Origin of the sequence: Paenibacillus sp. IITD108, from assembly GCF_036541265.1 — a bacterium.
GTDB lineage: Bacteria > Bacillota > Bacilli > Paenibacillales > Paenibacillaceae > Pristimantibacillus.
This window is the reverse complement of sequence record NZ_JAZHCT010000008.1, coordinates 135,960-154,971: the sequence shown is the minus strand read 5'-3', so window position 1 is coordinate 154,971 and position 19,012 is coordinate 135,960. Positions and strand designations below refer to the sequence as shown.

16 protein-coding genes are annotated in these 19,012 nt (G+C 41.6%); 5 read left to right on the top strand and 11 right to left on the bottom strand.

The window, feature by feature from the left end; all coding sequences use genetic code 11:
• The first annotated feature begins 17 nt into the window (after positions 1-17).
• Positions 18-533: a MepB family protein gene (locus V1L65_RS09725; RefSeq protein WP_331698937.1), complete on the top strand. Its 516-nt coding sequence runs from the start codon at positions 18-20 to the stop codon at positions 531-533.
• A gap of 314 nt (positions 534-847) precedes the next feature.
• Here V1L65_RS09725 and V1L65_RS09720 read toward each other — a convergent pair whose 3' ends face one another.
• Both V1L65_RS09720 and V1L65_RS09715 read right to left on the bottom strand, forming a co-directional pair.
• Positions 848-1,258, bottom strand: a complete 411-nt coding sequence (locus tag V1L65_RS09720) for a hypothetical protein (RefSeq protein ID WP_331698936.1) — start codon at positions 1,256-1,258, stop codon at positions 848-850.
• Positions 1,259-1,462: 204 nt separating this feature from the next.
• Entirely contained in the window at positions 1,463-2,059 is a 597-nt protein-coding gene (locus tag V1L65_RS09715) for a xanthine phosphoribosyltransferase (protein WP_331698935.1), read from the bottom strand.
• A 196-nt stretch (positions 2,060-2,255) separates the two neighbouring features.
• On the opposite strand from V1L65_RS09715, the gene V1L65_RS09710 reads away from it, so the two are divergent.
• A complete protein-coding gene (locus V1L65_RS09710) occupies positions 2,256-2,681 on the top strand; it encodes a MerR family transcriptional regulator (RefSeq protein ID WP_331698934.1) in 426 nt (141 codons plus the stop codon).
• Positions 2,682-2,736: 55 nt separating this feature from the next.
• Positions 2,737-2,943 (top strand): hypothetical protein, encoded by a 207-nt coding sequence (locus V1L65_RS09705; protein WP_331698933.1) that lies wholly within the window; start codon positions 2,737-2,739, stop codon positions 2,941-2,943.
• A 579-nt stretch (positions 2,944-3,522) separates the two neighbouring features.
• On the opposite strand, the gene V1L65_RS09700 is transcribed toward V1L65_RS09705, so the two are convergent.
• The 6 genes from V1L65_RS09700 to V1L65_RS09675 all read right to left on the bottom strand — a co-directional run bounded on the left by V1L65_RS09700 (position 3,523) and on the right by V1L65_RS09675 (position 13,046).
• A complete protein-coding gene (locus V1L65_RS09700) occupies positions 3,523-7,524 on the bottom strand; it encodes an S-layer homology domain-containing protein (protein WP_331698932.1) in 4,002 nt (1,333 codons plus the stop codon).
• Positions 7,525-7,791: 267 nt separating this feature from the next.
• A complete protein-coding gene (locus tag V1L65_RS09695) occupies positions 7,792-8,676 on the bottom strand; it encodes an NAD-dependent epimerase/dehydratase family protein (protein ID WP_331698931.1) in 885 nt (294 codons plus the stop codon).
• Positions 8,677-9,353: 677 nt separating this feature from the next.
• Positions 9,354-10,508 (bottom strand): MFS transporter, encoded by a 1,155-nt coding sequence (locus tag V1L65_RS09690; RefSeq protein WP_331698930.1) that lies wholly within the window; start codon positions 10,506-10,508, stop codon positions 9,354-9,356.
• Positions 10,509-10,625: 117 nt separating this feature from the next.
• Positions 10,626-11,492, bottom strand: a complete 867-nt coding sequence (locus V1L65_RS09685) for an AraC family transcriptional regulator (RefSeq protein WP_331698929.1) — start codon at positions 11,490-11,492, stop codon at positions 10,626-10,628.
• Between the two features lie 82 nt (positions 11,493-11,574).
• Positions 11,575-12,138 carry a general stress protein gene (locus tag V1L65_RS09680; protein WP_331698999.1) on the bottom strand — a complete coding sequence of 188 codons (564 nt, stop codon included), beginning with the start codon at positions 12,136-12,138 and terminating at the stop codon, positions 11,575-11,577.
• A gap of 20 nt (positions 12,139-12,158) precedes the next feature.
• The gene (locus V1L65_RS09675) at positions 12,159-13,046 is read right to left on the bottom strand and encodes a LysR family transcriptional regulator (RefSeq protein ID WP_331698928.1); all 888 of its coding nucleotides are present in this window, start codon (positions 13,044-13,046) and stop codon (positions 12,159-12,161) included.
• Between the two features lie 117 nt (positions 13,047-13,163).
• Between V1L65_RS09675 and V1L65_RS09670 the strand changes: the two genes are divergently transcribed.
• Together V1L65_RS09670 and V1L65_RS09665 are read left to right on the top strand one after the other, a co-directional pair.
• Positions 13,164-14,342 carry an MFS transporter gene (locus V1L65_RS09670; RefSeq protein WP_331698927.1) on the top strand — a complete coding sequence of 393 codons (1,179 nt, stop codon included), beginning with the start codon at positions 13,164-13,166 and terminating at the stop codon, positions 14,340-14,342.
• 243 nt (positions 14,343-14,585) lie between these two features.
• Positions 14,586-15,152: a beta-class carbonic anhydrase gene (locus V1L65_RS09665; RefSeq protein ID WP_331698926.1), complete on the top strand. Its 567-nt coding sequence runs from the start codon at positions 14,586-14,588 to the stop codon at positions 15,150-15,152.
• A 190-nt stretch (positions 15,153-15,342) separates the two neighbouring features.
• Here V1L65_RS09665 and V1L65_RS09660 read toward each other — a convergent pair whose 3' ends face one another.
• From V1L65_RS09660 to V1L65_RS09650, 3 genes are all read right to left on the bottom strand, one after another.
• The gene (locus tag V1L65_RS09660) at positions 15,343-16,254 is read right to left on the bottom strand and encodes a polysaccharide deacetylase family protein (protein ID WP_331698925.1); all 912 of its coding nucleotides are present in this window, start codon (positions 16,252-16,254) and stop codon (positions 15,343-15,345) included.
• 199 nt (positions 16,255-16,453) lie between these two features.
• Complete coding sequence (locus V1L65_RS09655) at positions 16,454-17,698, bottom strand: MFS transporter (protein WP_331698924.1); 1,245 nt, start codon at positions 17,696-17,698, stop codon at positions 16,454-16,456.
• Between the two features lie 200 nt (positions 17,699-17,898).
• A complete protein-coding gene (locus tag V1L65_RS09650; RefSeq protein ID WP_331698923.1) occupies positions 17,899-19,002 on the bottom strand; it encodes a glycerol dehydrogenase in 1,104 nt (367 codons plus the stop codon).
• Between the last annotated feature and the right edge of the window lie 10 nt (positions 19,003-19,012).

Here is a 19,012-nt window from a genome sequence, read left to right as displayed (position 1 = left end):
AAATAAGGAGAATAATAATGAAAAATTTTTCTAAGGCGTTAACCTATGTAAAAGAAATTTTTTATGAACCTAACCACTTAATTATAAAATCTGTTCAAGAAGAAGCTCAAAATTCTGATTATGGTGCCGGAGTATTTCAGCTTAATTCTAAATCGGTTAGATTTAGAGTGGCAAAAGTAACACCTAACAAATTAGGGCAGTTTGTTGCGTTTTGGGAAAAAGATTTAAATAATAAAAACCAAGCATTTTCATATGACAATGCTACTGATATATTAGTTATTAATACCTTTTCTAACGATAATCAGACTTTTGGGCAATTTGTTTTTCCAAAAGAGGTGCTTGTGAAACAAAATATACTTAAAACTGCTACTGCAAAGGGGAAAATGGCACTTAGAGTTTACCCTAGTTGGGATACTCCGACTAGCAAACAAGCCATAGAAACACAAAAATGGCAGTTGCCGTATTTTGTTGTTTTAAACAAAAATAATAGCATACATGCCCAACAACTATTAAGACTATATTCAGACTGTTGAAAAGTTCATATCTGACGAAGCTAACAAAGTACTTTTATAATGAAGCTAATGAGACTGTCGATTCATTGTGGATAGTTGCAACAAGCAATAGAAAGGGGGGGCCCTGCGATCAAGATGGGGATACCGACAGCTGTTGTAATCTCATTTTTACGAATAAATAACCCCTGTAAGGGAAATTAGCCTACAAAAGAGGACGCTGCCGCTTCTCCATTCCCATTCTTGCTCTCCGTTACCCTTTCTCATTGCTATCAATCATTGTCCACAATGAATCGACAGCCTTCTAACAATTGTTATTTCAACGACAATAGCCAATTTTATAATGTATATGAAATTTCATACACATTAACCCGAAATGCTCCAAAAATCACAATTGTATATGAAATTTCATACACAATACCCCGAAACGCCCCAAAAATCACAATTGTATATGAAATTTCATACACATTAACCCGAAACGCCCCAAAAATCACAATTGTATATGAAATTTCATACACATTAACCCGAAACGCTCCAAAAATCACAATTGTATATGAAATTTCATACACATTACGCTGAAACGCCCCAAAAATCGCAATTGTATATGAAATTTCATACACAATAACCCGAATTGCTCCAAAAATCACAATTGTATATGAAATTTCATACACATTAACCAGAAATGCTCCAAAAATCACAATTGTATATGAAATTTCATACACATTACCCCGAAACGCCCCAAAAATCACAAATGTATATGAAATTTCATACAGAATCGGTCCGCGCTACCTCAAAACTACCTCTAGTTAACACATTTCGCGATAGATGGTTTTTTCAACAGCCTGACTATATACTATATCTGTTTAAGAGAAAAAAGAGCGAATATCAGGTGATATTCACACGGCTCAATAAAACTAATTTAAACTTATTTTTCGATCCAATTACTCCCTAGCTTACTGACTAACGTCCTCATAGTCCGCTTCCAAAAAATCTATATAGCCTGGTGCCATGGAAGCAATTCTCGCTAAAGAATGTACCCGTATGCCCCTTTTTTCTATCAAGCCGCGGCCTTCCTGAAAGCTTTTTTCGATTACACAGCCTATCCCGACAAGCTCAGCACCCGATTCCTCGACAATATCAGCCAAGCCGATAAGCGCTGCGCCAGTAGCTAAAAAGTCATCGATTATTAATACTTTATCCTCTGCACTCAAATAATTTTGAGACACACTAATTTGATAATCTTCATTTCGCGTAAAAGAATGGACCGGCGCTGTATATACCTTCTCACTCAGCGTAACTGCCTTCTTCTTTTTTGCATAAATAAAGGGTACTTTAAGCGCAATGGCTGTTGCCATTGCAAATTGAATGCCGCTCGCCTCAATTGTAACAACCTTCGTAATCGTTTCATTGCCAAAAATACGTCCGAATTGCTGCCCGATTTCAACCGCTAGCTCCGTATCGACCTGGTGATTAAGAAACGCATCCACCTTGAGCACCTTATCGGATAAAATCAGCCCTTCTTGGCGTATTCTCTCTTCAAGTAATTTCATGTGATTTGTTCGCCCCTTTGATAAAATAAAAATAAGGCCATATTCCGGCAATGATACCAGTCTAGTTTAGCTCATCCTGTAATTCTACAGGATCAATTTCATCGCTTCAACAGTAAAATTTTCAACTTACAAGACGAATTAACTATTGACCCTGCACCTTGGTTCAGGGTTCATAATGAGAAAAGGAGGGCGGGAGATGATCAATCTGACCATTAGCGAATTAGCAAAACAATGTAACGTTAACGTTGCAACCGTTAGATATTATGAAAAAAGAGGATTAATAGCGACTCCGCCCCGAACGGAAGCCGGATACCGCATGTTCTCTCTCGAGACCGCAGCAGACATTAAATTAATTAAGCTTGCACAGGACTTAGGATTTACACTTGAAGAAATTAAAACCATTCTAGTGATTTATAAGACAGAGCATTACTTTCCAACAACGGATATGTATCGATTCGCCAAGAGCAAAATAAAAGAAATTGAAGAAAAAATAAATCAACTGAACAATCTCAAATTCCTACTTGAGAAAGCTGTGAATGATTCAGACTCAGCGCTGCCGCCTCCTAAACCATTATGTCCATTGATGAAAATATTATCTGAAGGAGAGGGTAAAAATAGCTAAAAAAGTAGAAATTTTCACTGCCGGTTCATATTTATGCGATGACGTCGTTAGCCGAGTGCAAGGAATTGTATGTAAGCGATGTGAGGTTATTGTTTATGACTTAAACAAGCTGAATGTGACCGCTGATGCCAAAGAAAAGGCTGCCAACTATGGCATTCATTCCGTTCCGTCAATTGTGGTAGATGGGAAACAAGAAGATATTGAGCTGTTGAAAAAAAACAACTTGCTGCATCAATGGTTTCGTAAAAAAGCCGTTGATTAATGAAAAAGTAACCAGCTTCACTCTTGTCGAGGCTGGTTGTCTTTTAACTTGCCTATCTGCTTAATACGACACTATTACTTTCCTCAATCCACATCACCTTCAACCCGAGCTGTTGGGCAAGAATAAGTATGGATGTAAGCCTTATTTTTGAATTTTTTAAAGTGTATCGCTTCATCCTCAGTCTCTTATTCACCGCCTCTCCTAGCTGGTCAGTCGTTCCGTTATTTCGCCCAAAATCGCCGTTTTGAGGCGGCAAAGTGACACACGTTCCGTTATTGACCAATAAATCGCAGAAAAAGGTTAGTAACGTTATACCTGTCTACAATAAATAACTCCACTCATTTACGGCCAAAAAAGTAGCTCACCGAGCATTAAAATATTTTTCATTTTAGTTCTCCCTATGTAATTTTAAAAAGCTTACCATATAAATATAATAGCGGATCTTTGTTTTTAGGATTGCAACGCAAAGCCTGTCCCGCTTCTTATTTAATATAAGCTTAAGTAGAAATCACGCTATTATTAAATACCAAAAGATCCACCCGCTCAAAGCAGGTGGATCTGTGTATGAAATATAGTTAGTTACTTCAACATTCTAATGATAAGCGCAACCGCTTCCGCTCTTGTGATTGACTCATTCGGAGCCAGCAAAATGCCTTTCTGTCCTCCGCGGCCTTCAATAAGCCCTTCTTTCACAGCAGCTATGAACTCCCCAAATGCCCACTTCGGAACATCATTCGCATCTGCAAATTCAAGCGTTCCATTCGGATCAATCGGCACCTGTAAACCTCGCACAACCATAACGATAGCTTCCGATCTCGTCATTTGTTTTGCCGGACGGAATGTGTTGTCATGAAATCCGCCTATGATCCATCTTTTCACAAGACTTGCTACATAAGGCTTAGACCACGCCGGAATTGCATTAGTATCGGCAAATAAAAGGTTGTCCTCATCGCCTTCTAACTGCAAGGCACGAGCGAGCATCGCAGCAAATTCCATTCGGGTTACTTCGCGATCTGGACGGAACGTTCCATCTGCGTATCCATTTACAATCCCCCGTTTAATCGCTTGCTGGACAAGTTCATTCGACCAATGACCCGAAATATCTGTAAACGAGAGCGTTGGCTCCTGCGGAGGCTCTGGCTGTTCGGGTTGTTCAGGTTGTTCAGGCTGTTCTGGTTGTTCAGGCTGCTCTGGAACGTTAGGAATATACGGATATTCCGGTGTGCTTGGCTGGCCATTGCTTTCGGTAACAGTCATCACAAATGGCTCTGATTCAACCGAGACGCCATCAAGCGTTACTTGGACTGTAATTTGCACAGTGCCAGCGCGTTTAGCCTGCACATTCCCTGCACTGTCGACCACCGCAACGGACGGATTACTGCTCGTATAAACTTTTTTAGCACCAGTAAGCTCTCGTGTTGTCCGGCCTTTTTCAAGTATGCCTGTTAAAGAAAGCTTTATTTCTTTGCCCGCTTCGATCTGGGCGGCTTCTGCCGAAACTTGTACACCCGTCAGCTTTAGCAGCAGCTCTGGAATCGTATACCTATACAGATTCGGACTCTCTGGCTCGGTGAACATATAAAAGCTACCGAAATCGTCCTGTGCCAGTTTACGAGCACCGGTTGCTAAAACAGTCACTTCTTTTGTCTGTGCATCTACTTTGAAGAAATGACCTCCAACTGTGGCATAGACGTTACCGTCGCTCCCTGTTTCCATAGAGCCGTCAATCCATCTTCCAGCTGCGTTCGGAAAGGCGTTGTTGCTGTAAATGACTTGCTTTGTATCGATATCAAAAATAAACAATGCCCCGTTAGCAAGCCCCCACACATTTCCGTCAGGACCAATATGCAGCGCTGTTATCGCCTTTTTTCCTGGTACAGGAACGAGTTCAAACACCTTCTTCTTCTCCGATATGTCCCAAACAAACAGTACAGCCTCGCTTGCTGTCGGTACTCCGCCTTGTCCGCCATAAATCGAAGTCCCTCCATAAAGAAGACCATCTTTGTAGGCAAATGACAATATGCTCTGATCTGGAACAACTTCATTATCGGAATAAAGATCGGGCTCTCCGCCGTTTGCCAGATCATAGACAGCCAGCATCCCCCCCAGCATACCGTTTTTTGGAACCGTTCCGACAAACAACTTATTCAAATCTTCTGCGCCTTCAATGGCAAAAGGCCTGTCCTGATTCAAATCCCCCAGAGTGAACAAACGATTCGGATTAAGATGATCAGCATTCGAGCGATTCCACGGCTTATCCGGATCATATTCGTAAATGCTGGCGTTAGGATAGATTCCGAGGTACAGCTTGTTATGAATGGATGTCAACCCTTCACCTTGGCCAATACCATCCAAGTACATACTTTCTCCTGACGATGGTGTATAGACACCTAGATTTCCTTGTAAGTATCCTGCCGTATAAATTTTCCCGTCCGGTCCTTTCGTTATTTCATGAATGTTTACAGGCTCCGCTGGCACTTGTACATCGGTCAGCTTTACCTTACCTGTTTCAAGATTATATTTATACAGCTTACCTGAATTACCGGACAATCCAACCAAGCTATACCCTGGAAAGCCTTCTTCATTCAACTGAACAAATTCATAAGCAATGGCAGCGCCTTCAATAGAAGCTCCAAGCGACTTGTACACATTTGAATCCAAATCGTATTCGAACAATTCTCCTCCAGCTCCAGCAAAATATATTTTGCTAGCTATTGGCGATACCGGAGATACGCCCCTCGACAAATTAGTGAACGTTGCTGCAACTACTCCCGTGTCCCCATTCCTCGTCTCAATCAATTCGCCGCTTGCGATATCGATAACGAATGTTTCGTTCGCATTGTTCGCTTCTTTACGGGCAAATAGCTTGCCTCCTGCAATGTTCAGGTCGTATACGGATACAATATTTTCAAAGCCTTCAGGCAGCAGATCCCTCTTTGCTCCAGTCGAAAGATCATATTCTAAAAGGCGTGGTACATTGCCTACACCTGCATAGATTTTATGATGCTCCTCGTCGTAGGCAACAACGCGCGTCCAACGCTCACCTGAGGTCAATTTCGACATCGTTCCATAATCCTCAAATTCGTTCAATGCAGGATTATATGCGTACAAATGAGCTGTCGGATACGTGCTGCCGTACATGATGCCGTCATTCCCTGCAGCCATCGGATATAGGACAGAATCCTTGGTAGCGAATGGATGTCCGAGATTCGTCAATTTATTAGCAGCGGGCTCGTATCGATACAGTAAACCTAAATTGTATGCCCCTAAATATACCGACCCGTCACTAGACATCGTGACCGACCATGCCCCTGACGTATCCGGCATCGGAATGCTGTTCACAACCTTCTCGGTCTCCAAATCAATAACCGTAAATATGGACGGGGCTCCGGCCACTACGGTGAAAATAACGTCGCGCCCTTCGCCATCCTTCCCGATTGCCCCGCGCATTAGTGTTGCTTTTCGGATTTGCGGTCCAAGATCGTCTCCAATTATGCTGATTGCATTTTCCGGAATAGGCTCTTCTATAATTTCATGTTCTCCGCGCAGCAGCTGGACATCATCTATATAATAGGAATACGTCTTCTTATTGCTGCCGGCTAACAGAATTGCTGCATATTGAGCACCTTCCGGTGCTTGGGCGGTTACATACTGATCGAACCAAACGTCCGTAGGACCCGATTTGATGCTCCACGCCTGTTTGCCCATATAGACGTGATCCGCATCAAAAAATCTGACATACATATCCGCAGAACCGTTTTCAATCCAGGTACGAGACTTCGCCGTATAGGTAGCCCCTGCCTCGACTGGAATGAAGTCGCTGATGACATTTAAAAATTTTTCAGGTGTATTCGTCAAATGAAGGCTTTTGCTTCCTTGGCTGTAACGATCGCCAGTCACGTAGAATGACGAAGCATCGTCCGGCTTCGTCTTGCTCCAGCCCGGAATAATACCGTCTTGTACAGGCTGTTCAAAATCACCATTGCCTACTCGCTTCGTAACACTGATCTCATCTACATAGAAACGAAGATCCTTTTTATTTCCTGTTATTAATGACACCTTCAGCTTCTCTCCCCCTGGCTGCACCTTGAACGACCTTTCGTGGTAGTTCCATTGGTCGTGCCCTGTGGTCGCATTTAAGTAAACGTGGAAGTTCTGCTGTGCCTCACTCTTGACAAGATTGCCATCCCCATCATATACGTATACGTACAAACCTTCCATCGTTCCTGTCTGCAAGAGTACTTCTGCAGAAAGCGTATATTCTGTATTCTCTTCTATGTCTATGAAATCCGACTCCAAGTTGATTGCTTTATCTCCTGCTTTCAGGCTAGCCAACAAACTTTGGCTGCCTGCTTTTGCCTCATCGCCAGCTATCGTTGGCTCGCCGGATATAATTGTCCAATTTGGAATCTGTTCCCCTTCTTTTGGTTCCTTCTCAAAACCAGCATTTGCAATTGACAAGCTGGATTTCGGAATCAGTTCAGCTAGAACCTTCTCTTGCGGCACCCCCACGAAAGAAAGCGCTGCCAAAAAGAAGCATAAAAATAAACATACTCCTCTTCTTACTTGTTTGTTGTACAAAATCGATTCCTCCTTAGGATAAAAAGTCTTATAATTCAAAAAACCTGTATACGTGTATAATACATGTATACAGGTTGTAATAAAGTTCGTCAAGGCATAATTTGTAGAATGAGTCAAAATAACTAATATTTTCATTTCTCGGTTCATGCAGCTGTGCTTGGATCCCTATCATATATTTTCACTTTACCGCTAACAGAAAAAGGCGAAGATTATATTTAATCCTCGCCTTCTTCTTTGTTCTCGGCTCAATAATGAACAATTATTCCGTCAAGTATTTTTTGTTGTAACAAGCGCCTTAATTAACGGCTGCAGCCAATCGTGCAAATTTGAAAAACGGAATCCATCTTTTGCTGCTTTGTCATTTATCATTAACCACGAAGCTGGAATGGCATATGGCGAGCGGATATCTTCAGGTCCAGCTAAAGATATTTGGGCAGCTTTGCCTACTTCTTGTTCGATTAGCGCTATTAATTCATGTAACGAAATTTTTCCGTTTGAAGCTGCATTATAAGATCCTTCGATTCCGCTTATGCCCGCCCACTTTAAAAACTGTGCTGCCTCCGCCGCTTGAATAAATGGCATTTCTGCATCCATGTCTAAAAATCCAATTGGTTCTTCCCTTGCAATACGTTCCACATGGAAATGCAATCGGCGTGTATAGTCATCCTCTCCCATTACGATTGGGAAGCGAACGGCTGCAACAGGAAATTCGGCATATTTAAAAAACACTGCTTCAGCTTGGCGTTTGCCTTCCCCATAAGTGAAATCTGTTTTATCGCCCATTATAATTTTATAGCTATAGGGATCAAAATCGACCTCGCTCTTTTCTGCCCCATCTGCCTCATACACTGCGAGTGTAGAGGTGAATACAAGTCTGCCAATCTTCCCGTTAAATATTTCACAAAACTCAAAAGCTTCATTAGGCGAGTAACAAATATTGTCATATACTATGTCAAATTTACGCCCTTCAAACTTGTTTGCCAACTCTTCCTTATTCGTACGATCCGCTATAATATGTTCTACTTTATTACCAAATGGATTTCCTGATTGACCGCGTGTCATAATTGCTACGTTATGCCCGTCTTCAATAAATAACTCCACTAATTTACGGCCAAAAAACCGTGTCCCGCCCAGCACTAAAATATTTTTCATTTTATAGCTCTCCTTACTAGTCAATTTTATTATCAAATTCTAACCACTTTAATGAGACTGTCGATTAATTGTGGATAGAGCAACAAGCAATAGAAAGGGAGGCCACTGCGATCAAGGTTGGGATTCCGACCGCTGTTGTAGTCCAATTTTTGTGATTAAATAACCCCTGTAGAGGATAAAATTGACCTACAAAGGCGGACGCTGCCGCTTCTCCATTCCCAATCTTGCTCTTCGCCCCTTTCTTATTGCTTATCAATCGTTGCCCACAATTAATCGACAGTCTCAAATGATGCGTTGCTATTTGCGGTGCGGTCATCCATGACCGTTAGAACCAAATAGCAGTCTTTTTGCTGCATACGCGGACATTTATGACCATTAGAAGATAATTCCGTCGAATTCTCAAGCTTTTTTCCCTCTAAGGGACATTTCTGACCGCTAGAAAGTGGGAGTTGGCGAAAAATGAGCGCTAACGGTCAAAATTGTCCTCATCATTACGCATCATTACGTATCATTAGAATCAATTCGAGCTCAACAACTACATCGAATTCTTTAATGATTGCATAATTTCCTAAACAATTAGAAAAGCCGAGCAAATACCAGAAAAATCCTAGATCTGCTCGACTTTGTTCTGCACTACCTTATTACTGCGAAACATCTGTTAATTCATAATTGCTTCATTATCTTTTCTTTTGATTCCGATAATCCTTATAAACTAGAACAGCAACAATAATAAAACTTAAACTAACGAACCGAAAGATCAGCTCTAAACTTATCCATTCTGCTAAAAAACCTAATCCAAACGCGCTGATTCCAACTCCAACGTCAAAACTGGAAAAGAAGGTTGCGTTGGCAGCACCGCTTTTTTGTTCACTTACCTTTTGAACGGCCCAGGTTTGCAAGCATGGCATAACCGTTCCATACCCTGCACCGAATAGTATCGCTGCAATAATAAGATAAAGATCATTGTCCGCATAAGAAAGCACAACCAGGGATAGAAATCCTAGTATAGCGGAAACAATAATAATCTGCCACGGTCCTTTTTTGTCATACCATTTCCCTGTAAAAGGACGCAATAATGTTGCTGCCGTTGCATTAACTAGAAAGAAAAGAAAAATATGCTCTAATCCTTTTTGCTGTCCAAAAAGAACTAAAAATGTGATAATCGCTCCAAAGCCCAGGGTTGTAATAACCGTTAACAATGCGGGAAACCAAACTTCTTTTTCAAAAATCATATCCCAAAATTGAAATGGCCGTTTCTCGCGCTTTTCCGGAGCTGGCGAATAAACAAATTGAAGAGCAATGACAGCCAGCAGGCTCAGTGCCGCTGATGACCAAATTAATATATCGAAAGAAAAAGAATTGTAGATAAAGATTCCTATGCTCGGTGCAATGATCGCTCCGATCGTTGTTGATACAGAAAAATACCCCATTCCTTCTCCGAGCCGCGACTTAGGAATTAAATCGACTACCATTGTACTATTCGCTGTAGTGGATACTCCCCAAGCTGCTCCATGAAAGAGCCGCAACAACAGAAAAAGCCATACGATATTGAGGTAGGGGTAAATAAACGTTATTATCAATAAAGCTGCGCTTGCCCCAACCGCAAGACTTTTCCGCTTGTTATCTATTAAATAGTACCCTGCAAACGGTCTAATTAAAACAGCGCCTATAGTAAATACCGTTGTCACTAAACCTGCTTGAATAGATGATGCGTTCATACTTAACAAGTAGGCTGGCAATATAGGAAGAAGCATTTCAAACCCTATAAATACTAAAAAATTGCTTATAAATAAAAATAGAAAAGATCGATTAAAGATTTTTTTATTTGGCATTTCAAATTCCTCGCTTCTAAATTATAATTGCTAATTCAGAAGCGCTTGGAACACTGAAACATTTTTCAATTGTCTAAGCTTTTTAGTCAACTGACTCACCTCTCATGTAGAAGCTTATTATAGCACAGGAATCCATATCTCGCTTTTAAAATGCGGTGATTGTAAATCTTTGCTTTCATTCCACAGCAGCTCTGGCCCTTCAGTCTGCTCGAAATTAGAGGAAGGAAACCATTCTGAATAGATGCGTCCCCACACATTTTGCAAGGCATCGGGAAAGGGGCCGATCGACTGGAATACCGCCCACTTAGAAGCAGCTACTTCAAGACATTTGAAATGACTTGGACACTCCTTCGTTGTTGCTGCCCCAATATAATGGTCCAGTTCTCCCTTTTCCTCCATTCGCTCTTCCGAAAAGTTAACCGAAGCACTAATCAATCCATTCGGCTCTATATTCGAAAGCTCCTTCAGCTGCTTGATCATCTGCTCATTCATGCTCTGCCACATAGCATTAATCTCAGGATTTACACCGTTGAAAATAATAGGCACTCTTTTATGCAAACCGACAATACGAAATGCTTCCTTCTCTACAATACGGTAGTTCATTTCTTCAGCTCCCCGAATAGTTAGTTGGAAGGTCATTGGTGGAAAGGCTTTAAGTGATTTACCGTTATGCCTGGCTTCTGACGGATTGATTCCGTGCATATTTTGAAATGCTCTTGCAAAAGAATCTGCGGAATGGTAGCCGTATTTGATCGCAACATCGATCACCCTGCTGTTATGATCTCTGAGCTCAAATGCGGCAAGAGTAAGACGTCTGCGCCGGATATACTCGGATAACGAAACACCTGAAAGAAAAGGAAACATTCTTTTGAAATGATATTCCGAGCTGCAAGCCCGCTTGGCCACTTCTTTGAAGTCGATTTCTTCCGTAAGATTATCCTCAATATATTGCATAGCGTTGTTCACATTTTTAAGCACATCCATGTTCATAACCTCCTTACTCTCAAGATATCAGAAGCAAAATGAAGAAACCCGACAATTCGTGCACCTTTTTGCAGCATCCTCTCTATACATCATGCGTTATTTTTTTGGTCAAAATAGTGTTTTGTCCTCTGCTCAGTCTTTTAAAATCTTTACGCAAGCATGACTGCTTCAGCCTTCTTGTTATGAAAAGATATTTTAAATCTGAACGATTATCATAGGAAAGCTGGACATGGAAATAATTAATGTATTCGATACAGGCAAAAATATAAATAAAAGCTGAAACAGAAAGTCCGCTTATAGGCAGTGCCGGAGCCCACTTCACGACATCAACAATAAAGCCGACAGGAGCGGCGATCATCCAAGCGGTATTCCATTTTATTAAGCTTTTTAACTGTTTGACCAGCTTGATCGGAGTTACAGAATTCTTTTCCGTTTTTAATCTTTTCCATTTTACATACCAATACACTGTGCCTTGCAGCAACAAAAATTCCAAATAGATAAAGGAAGACCAAAAGGATAATAGAGAATACAGCTTTAATCCTGGAAAGGTTTGATTTACAAAAAAGCTAGTCACAATAAATATAATGGATGAAAATAACTCGCCTGTATATAAATAAGAAAGTCTTTTTTCAATATGCCACAAAATGGATAACCTCCGCAAAGTTTTTATCTAGCTGCTGTGTGCTGAAAAAACTGCTGCAGTCTTTTCATGAATGTTTGTGCGGCTACACTCATATATTTATCGTTACGATAACAAATTTCCAAATCTCTAATCGGCGCGTTTTCAATTTGAATCTCACAAATGCCCAATGACTGAAAACTTTCGTACAGAGAACTCGGTTGAATAGTCGCCCCTACTCCTTCCTTCACTAGCCGAAACAAAGAGGTTACGGATCCCGTATCCATCATCGTCTCAATCGTAACGCCCCGCTCCTCCCCCCATGCCTCGATCAGTTCACGCCCAACATATCCCTTTGGATACATAACAAATGGAAGTCCCATTAATTCTTTCGGAGAAATCATCGTTCTGCCCGCAAGCTCGTGCTTATTATGAACAAATAAACTGTAGGTTTCAGTATAAAATGGAATTCGTTTTAATCGGCTGTCTGGTTTGCTTGTAAGACCAACCCCGATATCTGCTTCATTGTCCAAAACCATATCTACAATCTCAATCGATGGATTTACTTGAACCTTCGTATTTGGAAATTCTTTATGGAAATCAACCAGCAAGGCTGTTAATCGATAATCAAGATCGGAAGGCAGTACAGCAACTCTTAATTGCCCTGCATGCAGCTCTGTAAGATCAGTAATAGCGTTTTTAGCATTTTCAAGCTGCTGCATAATGTCTAGTGCATACCGCTCAAGAATTGCGCCCGCTTCCGTCTTCACTGTCTTTTTACCAATGCGGTCAAATAAGGGCACACCGATTTCATCTTCTAACACACGTATTTGCTGACTTAGAGTAGGCTGAGAAATTCCGATTTTATAGGCCGCTTCAGAAAAATGAAGCTCCTTGCACAAGGTAAGAAAATATTGCAGCTGCCGAAATTCCAACGTGAAAGCTCCTTCCAGCTATAGTCCCAAGCTATAGTTTTTATAGAAAAAATAGTATTGATCTATTATACATGCCATCATAAACTTAATTCTATAATAATTGAAGGAAGTGTTGAAATGCGTTTTATTTACCTCATCATCGTGATCTTCTTACTCTCATTGAATTTACGGCCCTCGATTACATCGGTAGGCCCTCTACTTGATATCATTAAAACAGATCTTGGCATGAGCGGCATTACAGCTAGTTTGATTACGACCCTTCCTGTATTTTGCATGGGGTTATTTTCATTATTATCCATTAAATTAAGCAATCGTTTAGGGATCGAAAAATCATTGCTATTTGCCATGATCCTTATTTTTGCTGCAACCTTGCTTCGTGTCTTTTTTCATAGCAGCGCATTTTTGATTGTAACTGCATTCGTTGCCGGCGTTGGCATAGGTATTTCAGGACCGCTTATTTCGGGGTTTGTTAAGAAGCACTTTCCAGATAAGCTTGGAGTCACTAGCGTTTATTCCTTGGCGATGGTTATTGGCGCTGCTGTTGCGATTACCTTCTCGATTCCATTATTCCATGCGTTTAATGATTCTTGGCAATTATCTTTAAGCTTTTGGAGTATTTTAGCTTTGGCTGCAGCGCTCTTCCTTATTCCACTTCTAAAAGGAAAACCTGATCATCAGGCATTCGCGCTTCCTTCACTGCGCATTGCGAATAAACGAGTGTACGCGTCTATCTTGTTTTTTGGCTGTATGGCAGCTATTTTTTACTCTGTTACAGCTTGGCTTGCTCCCTTTGCACAGTCAAAAGGAATGAGCTATGCGGAATCCGGGCTTCTGCTCACATTATTCACACTCATACAAATTCCTATCAGCTTTTTATTTCCTATGCTCGCAGGCAAAACCGTAAGCAGAAAGCTTTTGCTGCTTTCATGCTGCTTATCAGAAATGATTGGCATCCTATTATTGTTAACCTATATTTCGCCGTGGGCTGCTGCGATCTTCTTAGGAATTGGGGCTGGCGGCCTGTTCCCTCTCGCATTGCTGATTCCAATTGCCGATTCGAAAAATACAGAGGAAGCAACCTCATGGTCTGCTCAGATGCAATTTGGCGGATTTATGCTCGGATCTATTGGCCCTTTAGTATTTGGTCTTACTTTAGATATGTTCGGCAGCTTTACACCTGCGTTGGTTGTCGTTTTGGTTACGATTCTGGTTATGAGTGCGGCGATTGTAGGAATGGAGAAAAGGAACCCTCGCCCTTCACCATCCGAGCCTTTATTGCCTGCAAGTAATAATTAAGCTTGGGCGGTCATTCATTCAATGCCAAAGCCGCAAGCCTTTCCCCTACCGGAGTGCAGACAATCCGCAGCTTTGAGCAGGTAGCAGGCACAGTTGGGCTGCTAAGTGCATTTTGTACATCTAGTTTCTCCTTTCTTCGCAGTCGCTACAAGCTCTAAACAGCTTTCTTGTATATTGACAAGTATGATAAAATCATAAATAAAATAAATTACAGCTAGGATTAGTTGGAAAGGTGTTTTTAAAATGATGCTGCTTGACGAAATGATTGAACATAACAAAAAGTTTGTGAACAACAAAGAATACGAGAAGTTTCAAACATCAAAGCTGCCAAATAAAAAATTAGTTGTTGTGTCATGCATGGATACAAGACTTACAGAACTTTTACCGCAAGCAATGAACTTGCGCAACGGAGATGCAAAGATTCTTAAGACAGCAGGCGCTGTAGTTTCTCACCCATTCGGCAGTATTGTTAGAAGTATTATTATTGCTATTTACGAGTTGAATGCCCATGAGGTTTGTATCGTAGGTCATCATGATTGTGGTATGGCCAATGTGAACCCGGAGGAAACAACTAAAAAAATGATTAGCAGAGGAGTATCAGAAGAAACCATCTCTACCCTCGATTATGCTGGAATAAAATTCAAGGACTGGCTTCGCGGATTTGATTCTGTTACCGAAAATGTTAGGCAAAGCGTTGAAGTGATTAGAAATCACCCGTTAATCCCCAAAGAAGTTCCAGTTCATGGTCTTGTTATTGATCCGGAAACAGGAGCGCTTGAAATTGTTGTAAATGGCTACAAAGAATTATAAAAACAGAATAGTATAATACTGCTTCTGCTCCAGGGGATTGAGGACACTCGTTCCGCTATCGACTCATATTTCAGCCTTTTTTCTGTATTTTCTGAGCAATAGCGGAACGTCTGTCCTTTTATCCCGTAAATTGGGCAATAAAAGCACAATAAAGGAACGTCTGTCCAGCTTACGCAAGCAGTTACGATAATTACTTTTGAGATAGTACTTCCGGTACAGTTACAAACTCAAACCCTTTCTCCTTCAGTATCGGAAGCTGTTCGTCGAGCGCTGCCGTCATGCCGCTCAAGTCCTGAGTCCAATCTCCTGCGCAGTGCATCAAGATTATTGCTCCCGGATACAAATCCTTCAACAAATTATGCTGAATCTCTTCGGATGAAATTTGCCTCCAGTCCTGTGTATCGACAGACCAGCCAATTACACTTTTTCCCATCTCACCAAGCTTCTCGACATAGGTCTTATCCAGTCCGCCATAAGGAGCACGAAACAGCGTTGGAATATAACCGACCGTATTGTTAATCCATTTATCGGTCTCCTCCACCTCCCAGACCATTCGCTCGACGCTTTCCGAGTATAATTTAGGATGCCAGAACGTATGATTTCCTATTGCATGTCCTTCTTTATGAATGCGCTCAGTTACGTCGGGATGCGCTTTAACTCTGGAGCCCATTAAGAAGAACGTCGCTTTCACATCATGCTTTTTCAATATATCTAGCACCTGAGGCGTAAATCGGCGATCTGGTCCGTCATCGAACGTGATGGCAATCCGATTGGATGACGAAGGTCCATTCAGCGCTATAATATCTGGATACAATTGGGCCAAGGTGTGATTGTTCGCCGGGCTTTTGGGACGTTCTCTTTTTTCCGTCCCGCCTTCCAGCCGCGGCGTTTTGCCTGCTTCAATTTTGGTTTCATTCTGCTCATGCAGATCCGAAAGCTCATGAGAACTCCCTGCATTCCCTTCCGGCAATTCGTAAGTCCGCTCGCCTAACGGCTGAATGCCGCGATCCGGGCTTTCACCCTTTGTTAGTCCACTTTCTTGACCGCACGAGCAGAGCATCACCGCGCTAATTACTATGGCGATATACTTAAACTTGAACATTCTGGTTACCTCCCATTCAATGCCTTTTACGTCAGTATTCGAATTTTCCGCACATCATATTCCTTTTGCGCAAAAGGGTCGACATAATAGGTAGGTATGGGTTAGAATAACCAGCAGCTTTCATTTGAAACACTTTCAGAATATTTGCAATTAAAAAGGAGCAGAATCCTGTCGGACTCCGCTCCTATTCTTTTCTCAATTACGGTTCTTGCAATGCCGGTTTGCCTGCTTCGACCAGCACTTTGTTTCGATCCAGGAAAATGGCAAGTATAATAATGAATATTCCGGTGCCTAATAGCAACCATTCAATTTTAATGAAATCTGCAATTGGTCCGAATATAAGCATGCCAAGCGGCATCATTGAGGTCGAAATCATCCCCATGATCCCAAATACTCTGCCTAAATAATCTTCTTCTACCTTCTCCTGCAGCAAAACAGTAGCCGGTGTATTAAATAGCGGCATGGCTACTCCGAACAAAGCCATGAAAACCAAGTAAATCCAAAAATTCGGGATAATCCCAAGTGCAAATGTGCAAACGCCCATTACAACACTAGCAAGCGCCAATGTTTTTATTTTGTTTTGAAAGCCTCCCCAAGAAGCAATGACTGCTCCGCCGGCCATCATGCCAATTGAAAAAGCAATTTCAATTGCTGTCAGCCGCCACACATCATCGCCAAAGCTGCGTGCCACCTGTAATGGAGTCAAAAAAGCTGCGGGAGCCATCAATACAAAAAACACGGCAAAGAACATAAAAAATCTTTTCAGAAATACGTGGTTGTTCACATATTGCAAGCCTTCTTTAAAATCACTAAAATAACTCGTTGCTTGTTTGACCATGGCTTTCTCATGCACAGCGACCTTTACAAAAGCAAGCAAAGTGACAATGGCAATCGCAGCAGTAACGACATCAATAAATAATATCATTTCAATCGAAGCCATCGATAATAATGCCGCACTGACCATAGGCGATACGAACATAATTACAGCTTGGATACTGCCGTTTGCGCCATTTACCTTTATCAGTTTATCCTTTGGCACAATTTGCGGCAAAATCGCCCCTACGGCAGGCGTCTGGATTCCCGTTCCAAAAGCACGAACGGCCGCCATCACAAAAAACAGCCAAATCGCTTCGTATCCCATTAAAAAAAGAATGGCAAGTATTAATGTAGCAAACGCTATTAGGCCATCCGCCAAAACAATTAATTTTTTTCGATTATAGCGATCCGCCCAAACCCCTGCAACCGGTGATAATATAAACGTCGGTATAAATCCGCAAATGATATATAGGGTCATCATAAGGCCTGATTCTGTCGTTAGCGTTATGTGCCACATCATAGCGTATTGAACCAATGATGAGCCAAAAAGCGATATCGTCTGGCTGCTTAAAAAGAGAATAATATTTTTCAACCAATTTTGTTTTAGATTATTATCTGCTATATTCATAAATTAACAACACCTTTCAATCGTTTTTATTGCACGGAAGAAAGGTTAAATCTTAATCTGATTGATGCTGTCATTAGGCAAACCCCCGTTTCCTATAAGCTCGGTAATATAATATCAAAAGAGTTTTAGTAACACAATTAGTTTTAAAGCTCCACTTTGAACCAATCGTCCAAGGCGGAGCTTAATGTCAACTTCTTCTTCTAATCGTGATAATATTCCGCTAACGCATTAGCTGCTATAATCGCTTGATAAACATCCTCTGGCGTTACTGGATGCGGCATATTTTTCATCGTATCCCCTTCGGCACATGCCTGCTCTGCAGCCTTGCGCCATTCTTCTTCCCGAAACTTGTCCAGCCCCAAATCTTTCAGCGTTAACGGCAGGCCTATTTGTTTAATAAACTGTATTACTGTCTCAAGCTCTTCTTTTGGCGCATTTTCCAATACGAGCTGTGTCAGCAAACCAAATACAACCTTCTCGCCATGCTGCGCATGGTGAAGTGATGGAACAGCAGTCATGCCGTTATGAATGGCGTGGGCAGCAGCCAGTCCGCCAGCTTCAGCGCCTACGCCGCTCAAGTAGATTGTCGCTTCGATTACATTTTCCACTGCAGGGGTAGAGATGCCTTGATCTACAGCAATTTTAGCTTGAAGACCGTATTCCAATACAGTTTCGTAGCACATTTGAGCGAGCCCAAGTCCGGCCAGGGAAGGCTTTAGATTAACAAGATTATCACCATTTTTATTGTAACAAGCACGGGCTTCAAAATAAGTAGCAAGCGCATCTCCAATGCCAGCTACGAAAAACCTTGTTGGAGCAGCAGCCAAAATTGCCGTATCTGCAAGCACGGTATCCGGATTTGACGGCAAAAATAAATAGTGGTCAAACGATCCGTCTGTATTATAAATGACAGCAAGTGCCGTGCATGGCGCATCCGTCGAAGCGATTGTCGGAAATATAACAACTGGCAGATGCTCATAATAAGCCGTTGCTTTAGCTGTATCCAGCGTCTTTCCTCCGCCAATGCCCACAATGACATTAACGCCTAATTTTCTAACTTCAGCGCGGTGACGATCTATTTCCTCTTGCGTTGCCTCATAATTGAATTTAGCAAAATGACTTTTATGCCCTTCTGCTGCAAAAGAATGGCCCGCTTCCTCTTCCGCGCGCTTCAAAATAAACTCATCGCAAATAACATACGCATGGTCGCCGTAAATCTTTGTATATTGCGCCAACTCACGCAGCAGATGCTGACCTAAAATGAACTTTTTCGGTGATGTGACCGACTTTACTGTCTTGGACATGGCAAATAAT

Coding starts and splice junctions, on each gene's coding strand:
- V1L65_RS09725 (WP_331698937.1), top strand. CDS start 18: ATGAAAAATTTTTCTAAGGCGTTAACCTATGTAAAAGAAATTTTTTAT.
- V1L65_RS09715 (WP_331698935.1), bottom strand. CDS start 2,059: ATGAAATTACTTGAAGAGAGAATACGCCAAGAAGGGCTGATTTTATCC.
- V1L65_RS09710 (WP_331698934.1), top strand. CDS start 2,256: ATGATCAATCTGACCATTAGCGAATTAGCAAAACAATGTAACGTTAAC.
- V1L65_RS09695 (WP_331698931.1), bottom strand. CDS start 8,676: ATGAAAAATATTTTAGTGCTGGGCGGGACACGGTTTTTTGGCCGTAAA.
- V1L65_RS09690 (WP_331698930.1), bottom strand. CDS start 10,508: ATGCCAAATAAAAAAATCTTTAATCGATCTTTTCTATTTTTATTTATA.
- V1L65_RS09685 (WP_331698929.1), bottom strand. CDS start 11,492: ATGGATGTGCTTAAAAATGTGAACAACGCTATGCAATATATTGAGGAT.
- V1L65_RS09670 (WP_331698927.1), top strand. CDS start 13,164: ATGCGTTTTATTTACCTCATCATCGTGATCTTCTTACTCTCATTGAAT.
- V1L65_RS09665 (WP_331698926.1), top strand. CDS start 14,586: ATGATGCTGCTTGACGAAATGATTGAACATAACAAAAAGTTTGTGAAC.
- V1L65_RS09660 (WP_331698925.1), bottom strand. CDS start 16,254: ATGTTCAAGTTTAAGTATATCGCCATAGTAATTAGCGCGGTGATGCTC.
- V1L65_RS09655 (WP_331698924.1), bottom strand. CDS start 17,698: ATGAATATAGCAGATAATAATCTAAAACAAAATTGGTTGAAAAATATT.
- V1L65_RS09650 (WP_331698923.1), bottom strand. CDS start 19,002: ATGTCCAAGACAGTAAAGTCGGTCACATCACCGAAAAAGTTCATTTTA.